The organism is Vibrio profundi (assembly GCF_043642225.1).
GTDB classification, from domain to species: domain Bacteria; phylum Pseudomonadota; class Gammaproteobacteria; order Enterobacterales; family Vibrionaceae; genus Vibrio; species Vibrio profundi_A.
Genome location: NZ_JBHZSF010000003.1, coordinates 34,685 through 50,279 on the forward strand (window position 1 = coordinate 34,685; position 15,595 = coordinate 50,279).

Annotated in this window: 17 protein-coding genes; 13 read left to right on the top strand and 4 right to left on the bottom strand. The window is 44.3% G+C overall.

All coding sequences use genetic code 11. The features are described from left to right. Window positions 1-216: 216 nt before the first annotated feature. From ACHUFI_RS06755 to ACHUFI_RS06765, 3 genes are read left to right on the top strand one after another with little or no spacing between them, the layout of a single operon-like run. Window positions 217-792, top strand: a complete 576-nt coding sequence (locus ACHUFI_RS06755; RefSeq protein ID WP_394247588.1) for a YecA/YgfB family protein — start codon at window positions 217-219, stop codon at window positions 790-792. 12 nt (window positions 793-804) lie between these two features. Then, window positions 805-1,983: a 2-octaprenyl-6-methoxyphenyl hydroxylase gene (gene ubiH, locus ACHUFI_RS06760; protein ID WP_394247589.1), complete on the top strand. Its 1,179-nt coding sequence runs from the start codon at window positions 805-807 to the stop codon at window positions 1,981-1,983. Window positions 1,984-1,993: 10 nt separating this feature from the next. After that, entirely contained in the window at window positions 1,994-3,208 is a 1,215-nt protein-coding gene (locus ACHUFI_RS06765; RefSeq protein ID WP_394247590.1) for an FAD-dependent 2-octaprenylphenol hydroxylase, read from the top strand. A gap of 51 nt (window positions 3,209-3,259) precedes the next feature. Here the strand turns inward: ACHUFI_RS06765 and ACHUFI_RS06770 are convergent, their stop codons facing one another. From ACHUFI_RS06770 to ygfZ, 3 genes are all read right to left on the bottom strand, one after another. Next, on the bottom strand, window positions 3,260-3,466 hold the full coding sequence (locus ACHUFI_RS06770; protein WP_394247591.1) for a DUF1107 domain-containing protein: 207 nt from the start codon (window positions 3,464-3,466) through the stop codon (window positions 3,260-3,262). A 566-nt stretch (window positions 3,467-4,032) separates the two neighbouring features. Further along, window positions 4,033-4,497 carry an aminoacyl-tRNA deacylase gene (locus tag ACHUFI_RS06775; RefSeq protein ID WP_394247592.1) on the bottom strand — a complete coding sequence of 155 codons (465 nt, stop codon included), beginning with the start codon at window positions 4,495-4,497 and terminating at the stop codon, window positions 4,033-4,035. Window position 4,498: 1 nt separating this feature from the next. Then, the gene (gene ygfZ / locus ACHUFI_RS06780; RefSeq protein WP_394247593.1) at window positions 4,499-5,473 is read right to left on the bottom strand and encodes a tRNA-modifying protein YgfZ; all 975 of its coding nucleotides are present in this window, start codon (window positions 5,471-5,473) and stop codon (window positions 4,499-4,501) included. Between the two features lie 185 nt (window positions 5,474-5,658). Here ygfZ and ACHUFI_RS06785 point away from each other — a divergent pair, with 185 nt between their 5' ends. Continuing rightward, window positions 5,659-5,919, top strand: coding sequence for an FAD assembly factor SdhE (locus tag ACHUFI_RS06785; RefSeq protein WP_032549815.1), 261 nt, complete (start codon window positions 5,659-5,661; stop codon window positions 5,917-5,919). 49 nt (window positions 5,920-5,968) lie between these two features. After that, window positions 5,969-6,298, top strand: a complete 330-nt coding sequence (locus ACHUFI_RS06790) for a protein YgfX (RefSeq protein WP_394247594.1) — start codon at window positions 5,969-5,971, stop codon at window positions 6,296-6,298. A 15-nt stretch (window positions 6,299-6,313) separates the two neighbouring features. Here the strand turns inward: ACHUFI_RS06790 and nadB are convergent, their stop codons facing one another. Further along, window positions 6,314-7,930, bottom strand: a complete 1,617-nt coding sequence (nadB, locus tag ACHUFI_RS06795) for an L-aspartate oxidase (RefSeq protein ID WP_394247595.1) — start codon at window positions 7,928-7,930, stop codon at window positions 6,314-6,316. 395 nt (window positions 7,931-8,325) lie between these two features. Here nadB and rpoE point away from each other — a divergent pair, with 395 nt between their 5' ends. The 8 genes from rpoE (at window position 8,326) to era (ending at window position 15,572) form a co-directional block, all read left to right on the top strand. Next, window positions 8,326-8,904 carry an RNA polymerase sigma factor RpoE gene (gene rpoE, locus ACHUFI_RS06800; RefSeq protein WP_394247596.1) on the top strand — a complete coding sequence of 193 codons (579 nt, stop codon included), beginning with the start codon at window positions 8,326-8,328 and terminating at the stop codon, window positions 8,902-8,904. 26 nt (window positions 8,905-8,930) lie between these two features. Further along, window positions 8,931-9,572 (top strand): RseA family anti-sigma factor, encoded by a 642-nt coding sequence (locus ACHUFI_RS06805; RefSeq protein WP_394247597.1) that lies wholly within the window; start codon window positions 8,931-8,933, stop codon window positions 9,570-9,572. Further along, window positions 9,569-10,534 carry a sigma-E factor regulatory protein RseB gene (gene rseB, locus ACHUFI_RS06810; protein ID WP_394247598.1) on the top strand — a complete coding sequence of 322 codons (966 nt, stop codon included), beginning with the start codon at window positions 9,569-9,571 and terminating at the stop codon, window positions 10,532-10,534. Before ACHUFI_RS06805 ends, rseB begins: the two co-directional genes overlap by 4 nt. Then, complete coding sequence (locus tag ACHUFI_RS06815; RefSeq protein ID WP_394247599.1) at window positions 10,531-11,001, top strand: SoxR reducing system RseC family protein; 471 nt, start codon at window positions 10,531-10,533, stop codon at window positions 10,999-11,001. Before rseB ends, ACHUFI_RS06815 begins: the two co-directional genes overlap by 4 nt. A 115-nt stretch (window positions 11,002-11,116) precedes the next feature. Further along, window positions 11,117-12,910 (top strand): translation elongation factor 4, encoded by a 1,794-nt coding sequence (lepA, locus tag ACHUFI_RS06820; RefSeq protein ID WP_394248078.1) that lies wholly within the window; start codon window positions 11,117-11,119, stop codon window positions 12,908-12,910. A gap of 97 nt (window positions 12,911-13,007) precedes the next feature. Further along, window positions 13,008-13,904, top strand: a complete 897-nt coding sequence (lepB, locus tag ACHUFI_RS06825) for a signal peptidase I (RefSeq protein ID WP_394247600.1) — start codon at window positions 13,008-13,010, stop codon at window positions 13,902-13,904. A gap of 26 nt (window positions 13,905-13,930) precedes the next feature. Beyond that, window positions 13,931-14,608, top strand: a complete 678-nt coding sequence (rnc, locus tag ACHUFI_RS06830; protein ID WP_137355357.1) for a ribonuclease III — start codon at window positions 13,931-13,933, stop codon at window positions 14,606-14,608. Continuing rightward, window positions 14,601-15,572 carry a GTPase Era gene (gene era / locus ACHUFI_RS06835; RefSeq protein WP_137355358.1) on the top strand — a complete coding sequence of 324 codons (972 nt, stop codon included), beginning with the start codon at window positions 14,601-14,603 and terminating at the stop codon, window positions 15,570-15,572. The genes rnc and era overlap by 8 nt, the downstream gene beginning before the upstream one ends. Window positions 15,573-15,595 lie beyond the last annotated feature (23 nt).

The window sequence follows — 15,595 nt, forward strand, 5'->3', positions numbered from 1 at the left end:
AATGCTCCTCTGAGGGGGAAACTATAGGTAAAGCGCTATTAAGATTCAAGCTTTTCAGAGTGACTGTGTGTAAATGAGAGCTTGAGCACACAGTAATTCAACAAATTGGACAAATGCTGCCCAGAATCCATGGAAATGGTGGGTTCAGTAGGTTACTTGGCTAGAGGTGAAATGATACGATTGCATCTATTGAAAACACTTTAGTGAGTTACCCTGATGAGCGAAACAACCTTACCCGATTACCTGACTACAGCGACTGAGCTTCAATCTGCAAGCTTGGCGGTAAACCCAGCAGAAATGCATGGTTTGTTAACTGGCATGCTAAGTGGTGGATTGAGCTTAACAGATAAAAGCTGGCAACCACTTATCTTCGATTACACCAATGAAGGCATGGGTTGGCCTGACCGAGCGTTAACGTTGGCAGAAGCTGCACTAAAGGTAACGACAACTGAAATTACAGGTTCAGGGATGGAGCTTTCTCTGTTGCTTCCGGATGAAGATGCAAGCGCGAGCGTGTTCGATTTAGCTGACGGCGTTTCAGATTGGATCAATCACTTCATTTCTGGCCTAGGACTAGTTGGGGCGCAGCTGAATAAAGCATCCGACGAAACGAAAGAAGCATTGGCTGATTTAGAAGAAATGGCCAAACTTGGCATTGATGAAGACGATGATCTAGAAGAGCAAGCTCAGTTACTTGAACATGTGATTGAACACGTGAAGGCATGTGCACTAACGATTCATGCTGAGTTTGGTGCTCGCCCTAGCGAAGAATCTGCTCCTACCATTCACTAAGTTGAGGTTTACATGGCTCAGTTCGATGTTGTTATTGCGGGTGGAGCAATGGCTGGGGCAACGCTTGCTCTAGCCTTGAACAAACTTAGCCAAGGCGCATTAAAGATCGCTGTTGTTGAGCCATTTAAGGTGGATCACCAAGCGCACCCTGGTTTCGATTCTCGCTCGATCGCTTTGTCATATGGCACGGTGCAGATCCTTGAATCGTTCCAGTTATGGGAAGCGATTAAACTGGTCGCGACCGCTATTACTCACATCCACGTTTCAGATCGCGGCCATGCGGGAATGACTGACATTCGTGATAGCGACTTTCATGTGGAAGCGCTGGGTTATGTCGTGGAGCTAGCAGACGTCGGGCGTATTTATCAGCAGAAGCTGGGAATTGCAGATAATATCACTATGTTCTGCCCAGACTCGGTTCAGGCGATCTCTCGTACTTCAGAACAAGTGACTATCCAGCTTTCGAGCAACACCGAGATTCAAGCTAAATTACTGGTTGCGGCTGATGGTGCGATTTCAACTTGTTGTGAACAGCTTGGAGCGACATTAGATGAACACGATTTTGAGCAAGTCGCGGTCATAGCGAACGTTGTGGCAAGCGAACCGCATCATGGTCGCGCGTTTGAGCGTTTTACTGAGCATGGGCCTGTCGCGTTACTGCCGATGAGCGATAACCGCTTGTCATTGGTGTGGTGTGTTTCTCCCGAAGATGCAGATGCAACTATGGCACTGGATAACCAAGAGTTTTTGTCCCAACTTCAACATCAATTTGGCTGGCGATTAGGTCGTTTAGAAAAAGTCGGGCAGCGAGCGAGTTACCCATTAATATTGCGTCATAGAAAACAGAATATTTCTCATCGATTCGCGATTGTAGGCAATGCTGCTCAGACCCTTCACCCTATTGCAGGGCAAGGCTTTAATCTAGGAATCCGTGACGTCGCTTCGCTTGCTGAAGAAGTTTGCCAACAGTTGGATGATTCTGGCTCCTATGCCGGGCTGATGCGTTTTCGACAACGTCGCGAGCAAGACCGCAATTCAACCATCATGTTAACTTCGAGCCTAGTTCACCTGTTTTCAAACGATTGGTTAACAACCCGGTTAGGGCGTAATTTAGGTTTAGGTATTATTGATAATTTCCCTCCATTGAAAGGCCCAGTTTTGCGTCGAACGCTTGGTCTTGTGGAACGATAAGGTAGAAAAAATGCAAAGTGTAGATATTGCCATTGTGGGCGGTGGAATGGTGGGGTTAGCACTGGCCGCTGCATTTAAAGATACAGATCTAAGAATTGCGGTGATTGAAGGCAAAGCGCCGGAAGCTCAATTAAACGAGTTACCCGATGTTCGAGTGTCTGCATTAAGTCGATCAAGTGAGACGATCTTACGAAACCTTGGCGCATGGCAAGGCATTGAACAGCGACGAGCTGCCCCTTATCAAGCAATGGAAGTGTGGGAGCAAGACAGCTTTGCGCGTATTGAGTTTGACTCTACGCGCCTCGCCCAATCGAACCTTGGACATATTGTTGAAAACAGAGTGATCCAATTAGCTTTGTTAGATCAAGTTCAAAAGCAGGATAACGTCACGCTTCATATGCCTTGCACATGTCAGTCTCTGGCTATTGGGGAGAGCGAAGCTTGGCTTACTTTAGATAATGGACAGTCGCTTACTGCTAAGTTGGTTGTAGGGGCTGATGGAGCGAACTCTTGGGTGCGCAAGCAGCAAGATATTCCTCTTACCCATTGGGATTATGGGCACAGTGCTATCGTTGCAAATATTAAAACGGCTTCTCCTCACCAATCGATTGCAAGGCAGATCTTTACACCTCAAGGGCCACTCGCCTTTTTGCCCATGCAAGCTTCCAATATGAGCTCGATTGTCTGGTCTACTGAGCCTAACCGAGCAGATAAGCTAGTCGCGATGTCGGAACAAGAGTTCAATAAATCTTTGACCGCTGAATTTGATGCCAAGCTAGGTTTGTGTGAAGTGATTGGTGAACGTTTTGCCTTTCCACTGCGTATGCGATACGCACGAGATTTTGCGGTAGAACGTGTCGCATTAGTGGGGGATGCTGCTCATACGATTCACCCATTAGCTGGGCAGGGCGTGAACCTTGGTTTATTAGACGCCGCAAGCTTAGCCCAAGAGCTGTTAAAGTTATGGGATGCTGGCGAGGACATTGGCACCAAGCGCAACCTCCGTGGCTATGAACGTTGGCGTAAAGCTGAAGCCGCAAAAATGATTGCGTCGATGCAAGGGTTCAAAGATCTCTTTGAAGGAGATAACCCGGCGAAAAAATTGATCCGTGGTATTGGTATGAAGTTAGCCGGTCAATTGCCTGGTGCAAAAGATGAAATAATGAAGCGGGCATTAGGCTTAACTGGGAACTTGCCTGATTTAGCTCGACAAAAGGTGCAATGATATAAATAGCAAAGGGTTGGCAATGCCAACCCTTTTTAATTCTCTGGAGTGTTACGCGTAAGCACAGCGCAATTTCATGATCTCTTGGTTAATCTCTTTAACCGTTTGGAAATGACGTTGTTCGGCACGGTCTGGTAGAACCAGCTTGCCATTATCGAATTCAAATTTCCCCACACCGTAAATGTAAATGCGTCCTTTAAAAAGTCGACTTACGTGTTTAGCAATCATACCGGGTGTATAGCGCTTAAACAGTCTCATTCTTGTTGTCCTTATATTTACCTAGCAAAACGATTATAAAAAAACTCCATGGAAGATATTGTGATAAAAGTGGAGTTAAATACAGTCAATATGAATCACATTAGATATTTGTGCTGCTGTAAGCAGTTCTAATAGCAAATACCCTTTTTTGCGTGAGCTCCTCCTCAATTTAGCAACAGCTAATGAACTCCCGAACTTTTTGCTCGGCAGTATTAAGCAACATTTTTGTTACGTTTTTAAGAATAGTAGGATTTTTTTGTTTTGCGTAACGAGAGAGGGAAGTTTTGGCATAAAAAAAAGCCCGTAAAATACGGGCGAATAGTCACAGATGCATTACACAAAAGTGGATAACTGATGTTAATCAGTGGATTCACTTAGGCCAGTTAACCTTTAGCTTTTGTCTAAAAGCTAACCAACAAATTTAGACTATCCTAAAATAATCATCGTGACTACTTATGTTTTAAAAGTGACTAATAAATCAAATGTAATTTTATTCTTAAATTGACTCAACTAGCAATAACCTTGAAATCTAAACCAATTGTTTCATATTTTTTGTGGGGTGGGTTCTATTTGCATATATCTGAAAGTGTTGGGTTAACTAAGCGAATGAGATCGTTAACGTGTAGTGCGATCCCCGCCAAACGATCGCCAGAACTGATGGTGACAAGGCTTTCTTGTTTTATGGAATGGTCAAAGATGATCGGCATGTCTATTTTCAGGCGCAATGGCCCAACCGTACCGATCGCAAATCCGGTTATGGCTTCCACATCTTCAATATTTACGCATGTCATACGACGACACTGAAGTAACGCTCGCACTTTTTTGGGATCGACAGATTGGTTGCCAGGGGAACAAGCAAGGATATAATTATTGTCCATGTCTCGAAGGAGCATGCATTTCACCATCTGTGAAGGGCGAATGCCTCGTTCTGTGGCGGTCTCTTCTATTGTGGTGGTGGGTTTGGACTGTGGCAGCAAGCGATACTCCACTTGCTGCTCGTCCAGGTATCGAGTGACCTTAGTGTTAAGCAAATTATTCGTCTTCGTTGAGTGAGTATGGCAGCGGTTGAATTTGCCAACTTGTGCTTGGTTGCTGCGCAATACGTAATTGGACATCATCGTCTAGGTTATTCGGCAGAACAATCAGTCCAATCGCGCGGTTATCCGAAAACTCGTAGATATCAATTAGGTGGCCTGCACTGCGCCAGTTCTCACCTACGGCTCTCTCCAGCTCAATAGGTGTTGCTGCTGAAAGTGGCTGTTCTAGATTACCGGTCACAATCGCCATTTCACGCTTATTGATGCCACGGTACTTTGCTCTTGCTACGGTTTCTTGTCCTGTATAACAGCCTTTAGTGAAGCTAATTCCACCTAGTGCATGAAGGTTGAAAGCTTGAGGGATGTGCTCGTTCTGGTTGGCGCTGGTCACTTTCGGCTGCGCTGAAAGAATATCGAAGTATTGCCATAATTCTTCGCTAACTTTATCCCCTGAGAATTGTTCTACGAGTGATGGGACAGAAGCTTCGTTGACCATCAACACCCAACGATTTTCTTCGATGCGTATTGCTGTACCACCTTGAATTGGACGTACATTCCCTTTTTTATCAGAGAGGGAGTCAATGTAATGATCAGCACTGCTTCCCATTACGCCTAATACGAAATCTTGGCTTTGTTCGATGTCGACTTTGGAGAAAACTGCATACTTTTTGATTTCGTTAAGCTCTATCTCGATAGCTGAACGAGGCTGAAGTAATGCGTATCCGTCGTTGTGGTGGAATAAACGGAAAATGCTCCATACTTTTCCTTTCGCATCGCAATGAGCGCCCAAGGTAGAGGCATCTTCTGCAAGTGTCACCACATCACAAGTCACTTGGCCTTGAAGGTAAGACTTTTTGTCATCACCAACCATTGTAATGGCACTCCACTCACTTAAATGAGCGAGCATCAGTTCAGGAAGAGTATCGTTTTGAGTATGTGTAATAGGCTTAAATGCGTTTTGCCAATCCATTTTCTTTATCCTAAGGCGTTTATTTCCTCTTATGTTAATCGGGTTGAGTTTTTTTGTCAGCCTAGGTTTTTTGAGTGAGTGTAGTTTTTTTGCGAGCTTAGATAGTTACTGTGACTCACTTAGTAGTTGCAATGCTTCAGGATTGTTACACTCCACTCAAACAAAACATCAGGTGAGGATAACCAATGTACACTGCAGAGCAGAAAGCACGAATTAAATGGGGCTGCCGTCGTGGAATGCTAGAACTCGACGTCGTAATTATGCCTTTTTTTGAGGAATGCTTCGATTCGCTTCAAGAGCAGGAGCAACGCGATTTCGTTTCTTTGTTAGAGTGTGATGATCCAGATTTGTTTACTTGGGTTATGGGGCATGGTCGCAGTGAAAACTTAGGTCACGCATCAATGGTTGATAAAATTGTCGCACACAACCTTAGCAAGGTGCGTTAAGCTTTCGCTGACTCACTCGCGAACAGAACAGCAATTAAAAGGTGCCACGTTGGGGTGCCTTTTACTCTTCATCGTATTCTCTTCTTTACCACTTATCCTTTCCGTTAGTCTATTTTTCATCACAGTTACCTTTTATTTGCGTGATGACATTTTCCATACTTCCTTTCGAAATGAAGTCGAATTTAAGCCTTCAAACGTCGTGCAATATCAGCAGGAAACTTATCATTTAACATCGACTGTACTTATGTTTTCAAGTTATGTCGTGATCTTAAAGTTCGAAGGGGGCTATACCTATTTTCTGTGGCGAGACAGTTGTGTGGAAAGTGAGTATCGATTACTTCTCGTTAGGTTACGGGCAAAAAATAAGGAAGCTAACTAGCTTCCTTATGATTGTTTAGAACTTGTCTTGAGGAGACAAAATCGTCGGCCCGCTGTCTTCTGCAAGCTCTGGGTAATCTAACGTGTAATGCAACCCACGACTTTCTTTACGTTGCATCGCGCAGCGAACCATCAGCTCTGCGACTTGCAGTAAATTTCGAAGCTCTAGCAAGTTATTAGATACTTTGAAGTGGCTGTAATATTCATGCGTTTCTTGTTGCAGCATTTGGATTCGACGAAGTGCACGTTCTAAGCGTTTGTCCGTTCTTACAATGCCCATGTAATCCCACATGAATAGTCGTAGTTCATGCCAGTTATGCTGGATAATGACTTCTTCATCACTGTTGCTGACTTGGCTTTCATCCCATGCTGGTGGCGAATTCGGAATTTGCGTGTCATCTATGTTGTCCAAAATATGCTTAGCGGCAGACCAAGCGTATACCACGCATTCTAGTAGTGAGTTTGAAGCCATGCGGTTAGCACCGTGCAGTCCGGTGTAACTTACTTCACCAATTGCGTATAAATTCGTTAAATCAGTTTGGCCTTGCTTATCCACCATGACTCCACCACAAGTGTAGTGGGCTGCAGGAACGATAGGAATCGGCTCCTTGGTCATATCGATGCCTAAGTCCATTAAGCGAGTATGGATCATAGGGAAGTGTGCAGTAATGAATTCTTCAGGCTTATGACTGATATCAACGAACATACAGTCCGCACCTAAACGTTTCATTTCAAAGTCGATGGCACGTGCGACTACATCACGTGGTGCGAGCTCGCCACGTTCATCAAAATCTTGCATGAATCGAGAGCCATCAGGGCGACGTAGGTAAGCCCCTTCACCGCGAAGCGCTTCAGTTAATAAGAAGTTACGAGCTTCAGGGTGGAATAAGCAGGTTGGGTGAAATTGATTAAATTCCATATTGGCGACGCGACAGCCTGCGCGCCAAGCAATCGCAATACCATCACCAGAGGAAACATCTGGGTTAGATGTGTATTGGTAAACTTTCGAAGCACCACCTGTAGCCAACACCACAAATTTAGCGCGAACGGTCTCAACGTGCTCTTTGTTGCGGTTCCAAATGTACGCCCCAATCACTTTGTCTTTTTGACCACCAATTTTGTCTTCGGTGATCAAATCAAGCGCATTGTGGCGTTCAAAAATTTCGATATTCGGGTGGTTATGAACATTGTCTTGCAATGAGGTTTGCATTGCCATACCGGTCGCATCTGCAGCGTGCAGAATACGGCGGTGACTATGACCACCTTCGCGAGTTAAGTGGTACTTAGGATCACCGTTGTCGTCTTTCGATTCTTCTTTATCAAACGGTACGCCGCCGTCAATTAACCACTGAACGCATTCTTTTGCATTTTCAGCGATAAATTGCACGGTATCTTCTTCACAGATGCCAGCGCCTGCTATTTGGGTGTCTTCAACGTGTGATTCAACGCTATCAGCTTCATCGAATACGGCTGCGATTCCACCTTGTGCGTAATAAGTCGAACCTTCACTTCGAGGGCCTTTACTCAGTACAATTACTTTCGCGTGTTCAGCTACTCGCAGAGCTAACGACAAGCCCGCTGCACCACTTCCTACCACTAGCACATCGCATTGATGTTCTCGGTTTGCGTTCATAAAACTTTTAAAATCCCGGTCTAAAGTAGAGTTGTATACTCTCGTTCTGATCCTGTCATTATGTAATGCGCATGTACTGAGTTGCTATAATGTAACTCAATAAACCTCTAATCTATGCGCAAGAAATACTGATTACACAGCGATCAATCCATATTAGTTGGTCATTGCCATTGCTTTTTGTATGTTAGCCCCCCAAATTTTAGGAAAGCCTGATTTTTTTATTACATCACATTGTGAAACAATAATGGCAAATAAATTTAGAAAGTTTTGAACTTTCCAAATTCCTCTGAGTCACAATAGTGCTCATGTAGGCGGTGGTGTCAATACTACATAACGCATAATTAGTGCCCATATCTGCGAAGGTAAGGGTGATAACAATAGGAGTACACGCTCGAATGAACGAGCAGCTAACCGATCAGGTATTGATTGAGCGAGTTCAGAGTGGGGATAAGCAAGCATTCAACTTATTGGTGGTGAAGTACCAAAATAAGGTCTGTAATCTTATTTCTCGATATGTGAATAATTCTGGTGATGTACCTGATGTAGCACAAGAAGCTTTTATTAAGGCTTATCGTGCAATACCAAACTTTCGTGGAGAAAGTGCGTTTTACACCTGGTTATACCGCATCGCTGTGAATACCGCTAAAAATCACCTTGTTGCCCAGGGGCGTAGACCGCCAGCAAGTGATGTTGATGCCGAAGACGCTGAATACTACGAAACTGGAAATGCTTTAAAAGAAATATCGAACCCTGAGAACTTAGCGCTGTCAAAAGAATTGAAGCAAGTCGTTTTCAGTGCGATAGAAGCGTTACCTGAAGATTTAAAGACTGCAATGACTTTACGAGAGCTGGATGGCTTAAGTTACGAAGAAATTGCAGATGTGATGGATTGCCCTGTAGGAACGGTACGTTCGCGTATCTTCCGTGCTCGTGAGGCGGTAGAAAAGAAAATTAAACCTCTTTTGCAACGCTAATACTTGTAATAAATATGGTGAAAATAATGGCTGATAAACAAAAGCTTTCGGCACTCATGGATGGTGAAATGATCGATAAAGCTCTTATTGCAGAGTTAGAAAGCGATCAAGAAAGCATGGATACCTGGCAAAATTACCATTTAATTGGTGATGTGATGCGAGGCGAAGCGCCAGAATCAAAAGAGTGGAATATTGCTGGCAGTGTTGCTGCGGCATTGGAAAATGAGCCTGCACATAGCTCAGTATCTACTATTCATCACTTGAAAACAGAACAAGTCGAAGTGAATACGCAACCTTCGATGGAAGAACAACCTAAGCCTCGCGAAGCCAAACGTCAGCTTCCAGCATGGTTGTCGCAATTCGGTCAAGTCGCTATGGCGGCTTGTGTATCGTTAGCGGTGATTTTAGGGGTTCAGCAATATGGCGGTGTGGATCAAACTAACCCTCAAGCTGACCAACTTCCTGTTTTGCAAACCATTCCTTTCTCGGGGGCGGCTGAGCCAGTAAGTTTGACTCGTGAATCAGTAGAGAAGCCTGTTTCTGAATCTAATATTCAAGAACAACGTAAGCGCGTTCATGCATTACTGCAAGATTATGAATTGCAGCTAAGATTAAACAGTGACAAATCGCAGTTTGATGAAGAACGTCTCGAATCGGTAGTTGAATGAAAAAAATCCTGATCAGTGCTCTGACACTGTTCAGTTTGATGACTCCTAAAGCCTTTGCAGAAGAAACAACAGCAAAGGCTTTGTTGCATCAAATGAACGAAGCCAGTCAGCAATTAAATTATGAACTTTCTTATATTCTGATTAAGAAAAGTAGTATCGAACCTTTGTTGTATCGTCATGCGATAAATGACGACAAGCAACTTGCACACCTTGTTTATCTGAGTGGACCGGTACGTGAAGTGATACGTCGAGGCAACGAGGTAAGTTATATCGAGCCGGGTATCGAGCCATTTACGATTGAGTCTGGAAACATGGTTGCGCCAGTGATCCCAATGTTGAACACCGATGTGGACAGGTTGGATGAATTTTACGACTACGTAAAAGTAGGGCGATCTCGTGAAGCGGGGACGGCGACTCAAGTATTGAGAGTGGTTCCTAAAGATGGTTTACGTTACTCCTACGTTTTATGGATTGATGAGAAGAGTAAATTACCACTACGTGCCGATTTATTGGATCGAGACGGTGAAGTGCTCGAACAGTATCGTACCATTTCGTATGCCGTGAACGATCGACTTGCTGATGTTATGAGCGGGCTGAATTCAGCTCAATTACCTAAAGTATTGTCTTTGCCTGAAGGTAGCAAAGTCAGTAACAGTGATTGGCAAGTGACATGGATTCCTAATGGTTTTAAAGCCAAAGAATTAAGCCGCTATCAAATGGCGGTGAGTGACCGCATGGTAGAGAGCCAATTGTATAGTGATGGCTTGTTTAGTTTTTCGGTATACATCGCTGATAAAGATGAACATTCATTGAAAGGGCAGTTGGTGCGCCAAGGTCGCCGTACCTTGCATAGTTTTATTTCCGGTGAGAATGAAATTTCAGTAGTGGGCGACATCCCGCCTGCAACGGCTCAAAAAATTGCTCAGTCAGTAAAATTCCAAGCTAAGGTCGTACCTCAATGATGACGGCATTAGCTACTGTGAGTTTGGTTGAGAGTCATGGGTCACAGTATTTGGTTCACCTAAGTTGCGAGCAACAAACCTCTTGCAGTAGTTGTTCGTCGCAAAAAAGCTGTGGAACCGGCATTGTGACCAAGGCTGTTGGTAACAAAGCGTTAAGCTGGCACCTTAAAACGAAGAACTTAGTTAAATCTGGTCAGATTGTCGAAATTGGTTTTCCTGAAAAGAGTCTGCTCCAGTCGGCTGCGATTGTTTACCTCATCCCATTGTTTATGATGATGTTAGGTGCCGGTATTGGGCAGCTTGTATTAGCCCCTTGGTTTGGGCTAGGTGAAGGCGTTGCGATATTGTCGGCCGCGCTGTTTACCGTAGCTGGTATCTGGTTAGCGAAGCGTTTAGCCAAACCGATGGAAGAACAATCACAGCAACAAGTCGTGCTGGTTCGAGTGCTCGGAGAGCCACTCACCTAATTTATGATGCGTCTTGCTGCGAAATTGGGTAGAATCTGCCAACTTGATTGAAATGCCGTCAATAGATGGCTTTCTTATTATCCCCTATTTCAAAGAGTTTAGTCACACCAAGCCTATGAAGCACATTCGTAATTTTTCGATTATCGCCCACATCGACCACGGTAAGTCGACCCTTTCTGACCGCTTAATCCAAGTATGTGGTGGTTTAAGTGAACGTGAAATGGACGCACAAGTCCTCGATTCTATGGATATAGAACGCGAGCGCGGCATCACAATCAAAGCGCAAAGTGTGACTTTGGATTACAAAGCTAAAGATGGTGAGACTTACCAACTTAACTTCATCGATACCCCAGGGCACGTAGACTTCTCGTACGAAGTCTCTCGTTCTCTTGCGGCGTGTGAAGGTGCATTGCTCGTGGTGGATGCAGGCCAAGGTGTTGAAGCACAAACTCTTGCAAACTGTTATACCGCAATTGAAATGGATCTGGAAGTCGTGCCAATCTTGAACAAGATTGACTTACCAGCTGCAGAACCAGAGCGTGTGTCTGAAGAAATTGAAGAGATCGTTGGCATTGATGCAATGGAAGCGACTCGCTGTTCAGCGAAAACTGGTTTAGGTGTCGAAGATGTACTAGAAAACATCGTAACGGCTATCCCTGCTCCAGAAGGCGATCCTGAAGCTCCTCTACAAGCGCTAATCATCGACTCTTGGTTTGATAACTACTTGGGTGTTGTGTCTCTTGTTCGTATCAAAAACGGTAAGTTGAAGAAGAACGACAAAATCAAAGTAATGTCGACGGACCAAGTTTGGGGTGTAGACCGTCTTGGTATCTTCACACCGAAACAAATCGATACCACTGAGCTGAACACTGGTGAAGTAGGTTGGGTTGTATGTGGTATTAAAGACATTCTGGGTGCACCTGTAGGTGATACGCTGACACTTGCAAAAGGTGGTAGCACAGAGCGTCTACCGGGCTTCCAAAAAGTAAAACCACAGGTATATGCAGGTCTGTTCCCTGTTTCTTCTGATGATTACGAAAACTTCCGTGATGCACTAGGTAAGCTAAGCCTAAATGATGCATCTTTGTTCTTCGAACCAGAGAACTCGGCAGCACTTGGTTTTGGTTTCCGTTGTGGCTTCTTAGGTATGCTACACATGGAAATCATTCAAGAGCGTTTAGAGCGTGAATATGACCTAGACCTAATCACAACAGCACCAACCGTAGTATATGAAGTAGAAAAAACGGACGGTACCGTACTTTACGTTGACAGCCCTGCTAAGCTACCTGCGGTTAACGACCTACAAGAAATTCGTGAGCCTATCGCTCGTTGTAACATCCTAGTACCCGCTGAGTACCTAGGTAACGTTATCACCCTTTGTGTGGAAAAACGTGGTGTTCAAGTAGACATGGTTTACCACGGTAACCAAGTTGCTGTGACATACGACTTACCAATGGCTGAAGTGGTTCTCGATTTCTTCGATCGTCTGAAATCGACGTCTCGTGGCTACGCTTCTCTAGATTACAACTTCCACCGTTATGAGCCATCAAATATGGTTCGTGTAGACGTTCTATTGAATGGTGATACGGTTGACGCTCTAGCGATCATTACGCACAAAGATAACTCTCAGTCTCGTGGCCGCCTATTGGTTGAGAAGATGAAAGAGTTTATCCCTCGTCAGATGTTTGATATCGCGATTCAAGCGGCGATTGGTAACCATATTATTGCTCGTTCTACCGTTAAGCAGTTACGTAAAAACGTAATCGCGAAATGTTACGGTGGTGACGTGAGCCGTAAGAAGAAACTTCTGAAGAAACAGAAAGAAGGTAAGAAGCGTATGAAGCAGATCGGTAACGTAGAGCTGCCTCAAGAAGCATTCTTAGCGATTCTTCATGTTGGTAAAGATTAAGTCTATTTTTGAATAGATGAATAATTGAGAGTGAAAGAGTAGTTACTATTCTTTCACTTTCGTTATTTTTATAGAAATGAAAATTTAAGGGAAATAAATGGCTAATACGTTCTCGCTTATCTTAGTGATTGTGACAGTAGTGACAGGCATTGTATGGGCTCTTGAAAAGCTTGTATGGGCTAAGAAACGCCAACAAAAACTTGTTGAAGTTGAAGCGCAAACCAATGGTATCGACGCTCAAGTGAGCGCAAAAGTCGTTGCTCAGCCATGGTGGATTGAGAACAGTGTCTCCATTTTTCCTGTTATTGCGTTTGTTTTGGTTCTACGTTCATTTATCTACGAACCGTTCCAAATTCCATCAGGCTCCATGATGCCAACCCTTTTAGTGGGTGATTTCATTCTTGTTGAAAAATATGCTTACGGGTTAAAAGACCCAGTATGGCGCACTCAACTTGTTGAAACGGGTAAGCCAGAGCGTGGTGACTCAGTGGTATTTAAGTACCCACCTCAGCCAAGCATTGACTACATCAAGCGTGTGGTTGGCTTGCCAGGTGATACGATCCGTTACAGTAGCCAAAAAGAAATTTGTATTCAGCCGAAAGGTGAGCGCAGTTGTAAGCCTGTAAAACTGAGCAACGTAGAAGAAAGCCAATTTGTTCAAGATGGTGTGCCGCTGATTCAACTCAACGAAAAATTGGGTGAAGTTGAGCACCAAATCTTAGTTAATCCATTACGTCGTGACCGTACTGAATCGTACCAACCTCGTAATGGCGTTAACGAATGGGTCGTTCCTGAAGGCCAGTATTTTGTAATGGGTGATAACCGTGACAACAGTGCTGACAGCCGTTACTGGGGATTTGTTCCTGAAGCAAACCTAGTGGGTAAAGCAGTGGCTATTTGGATCAGCTTCGAGTTCGAACGCGATTCAAGCAGTGTTTTACCTTCTTGGATTCCAACCGGTGTGCGCTTTAACCGCATCGGTGGAATTAATTAATCGATCACATAACACATCGAGAGAGCATGAATTCTCCAATTGATAAACTAGAGAGAAAGATCGGGTATCAGTTCAACGATTCCGATCTTATCCACTTGGCGCTGACTCACCGTAGCGCCGCTGGTAAACATAACGAACGTCTTGAGTTTCTGGGCGATTCAATTTTAAGTTTTGTTATCGCTGATGATCTTTATCACCGTTTTCCTAAGGTGAACGAAGGTGACATGAGCCGCATGCGTGCCACATTGGTACGTGGTCATACGTTGGCAGAACTAGGTCGTGAATTCGAACTAGGAGATTACTTAAAATTAGGTCCAGGTGAGTTGAAGAGTGGCGGTTTCCGTCGTGATTCTATCCTAGCGGATGCTGTTGAAGCGATCATCGGTGCTATCTATTTAGATAGCGATACGGAGACGGTTCGCGGCATCATTTTAAGCTGGTATCAATCTCGCCTAGAGTCTATTCAGCCTGGTGTATCTCAAAAAGACCCAAAAACTCGCTTACAAGAGTTTTTGCAAGGTCGAAGAAATCCGCTACCTGTCTACACAGTGACTAATATTAAAGGTGAAGCACACAACCAAGAGTTTACGGTTGAGTGTGAAGTGGCAGGTGTGGATAAACCTGTTATCGGTAAAGGCACTAGCCGCCGCAAGGCAGAACAAGCGGCTGCTGAAACAGCATTAGAGCAACTTAGCAATGTCTGATAACAACCAAGAATTCGATATCGATGCATTCTTTGCATCTGATAACAAAGAACCTAGCCTACCGGAAAACCAACACTGTGGTTTTATCGCAATCGTAGGCCGTCCGAACGTAGGTAAATCGACACTTTTGAACCATATTTTGGGTCAAAAAATCTCTATTACTTCGCGTAAGCCGCAGACGACTCGTCACCGTATTATGGGTGTTGAAACTGAAGGCGATTACCAAGCGATTTATGTTGATACTCCAGGACTTCACATCGAAGAGAAGCGTGCGATTAACCGTTTAATGAACCGTGCTGCGAACAGCTCATTGAGTGATGTTAATCTAGTGTTTTTCCTTGTCGACGGTACGCACTGGACTGAAGACGATGAAATGGTTCTGAACAAACTGAAGAAGACCGATTTCCCAGTAGTATTGTGCGTGAATAAAGTGGATAACGTACAAGACCGTACTGACGTGATGCAGCATATGATGCAAGTATCGAAGAAGATGGACTTCATCGATGTTGTGCCAATTTCAGCTAAGCACGGTAAGAATACCGACGTATTACGTAAGCACGTTCGTGAGCATTTGCCAAAAGCGACGCATCACTTCCCAGAAGAATACGTAACGGATCGCTCTCAGCGTTTTATGGCCTCTGAAATTATTCGTGAAAAGCTAATGCGATTCACGGGTGACGAGTTGCCGTATTCTGTGACAGTTGAAATCGAACGCTTTGATTACAACCCAGATAACGATGGCTTCCACATCAATGCACTTATTCTGGTTGAGCGTACTGGTCAGAAGAAAATGGTGATTGGTAAAGCGGGTGAGAAAATCAAAACGATTGGTCGCGAAGCGCGTATCGATATGGAAGAATTATTCGGTCGCAAAGTTTACTTAGAAACTTGGGTTAAAGTGAAGTCAGGTTGGGCTGATGATGAACGTGCACTACGTTCACTTGGCTACATTGACGATCTATAATTAGGTTAACGCTCGCTTTCTCT

Coding starts and splice junctions, on each gene's coding strand:
- ACHUFI_RS06755 (WP_394247588.1), top strand. CDS start 217: ATGAGCGAAACAACCTTACCCGATTACCTGACTACAGCGACTGAGCTT.
- ubiH (WP_394247589.1), top strand. CDS start 805: ATGGCTCAGTTCGATGTTGTTATTGCGGGTGGAGCAATGGCTGGGGCA.
- ACHUFI_RS06765 (WP_394247590.1), top strand. CDS start 1,994: ATGCAAAGTGTAGATATTGCCATTGTGGGCGGTGGAATGGTGGGGTTA.
- ACHUFI_RS06770 (WP_394247591.1), bottom strand. CDS start 3,466: ATGAGACTGTTTAAGCGCTATACACCCGGTATGATTGCTAAACACGTA.
- ygfZ (WP_394247593.1), bottom strand. CDS start 5,473: ATGGATTGGCAAAACGCATTTAAGCCTATTACACATACTCAAAACGAT.
- ACHUFI_RS06785 (WP_032549815.1), top strand. CDS start 5,659: ATGTACACTGCAGAGCAGAAAGCACGAATTAAATGGGGCTGCCGTCGT.
- nadB (WP_394247595.1), bottom strand. CDS start 7,930: ATGAACGCAAACCGAGAACATCAATGCGATGTGCTAGTGGTAGGAAGT.
- rpoE (WP_394247596.1), top strand. CDS start 8,326: ATGAACGAGCAGCTAACCGATCAGGTATTGATTGAGCGAGTTCAGAGT.
- ACHUFI_RS06805 (WP_394247597.1), top strand. CDS start 8,931: ATGGCTGATAAACAAAAGCTTTCGGCACTCATGGATGGTGAAATGATC.
- rseB (WP_394247598.1), top strand. CDS start 9,569: ATGAAAAAAATCCTGATCAGTGCTCTGACACTGTTCAGTTTGATGACT.
- ACHUFI_RS06815 (WP_394247599.1), top strand. CDS start 10,531: ATGATGACGGCATTAGCTACTGTGAGTTTGGTTGAGAGTCATGGGTCA.
- lepA (WP_394248078.1), top strand. CDS start 11,117: ATGAAGCACATTCGTAATTTTTCGATTATCGCCCACATCGACCACGGT.
- lepB (WP_394247600.1), top strand. CDS start 13,008: ATGGCTAATACGTTCTCGCTTATCTTAGTGATTGTGACAGTAGTGACA.
- rnc (WP_137355357.1), top strand. CDS start 13,931: ATGAATTCTCCAATTGATAAACTAGAGAGAAAGATCGGGTATCAGTTC.
- era (WP_137355358.1), top strand. CDS start 14,601: ATGTCTGATAACAACCAAGAATTCGATATCGATGCATTCTTTGCATCT.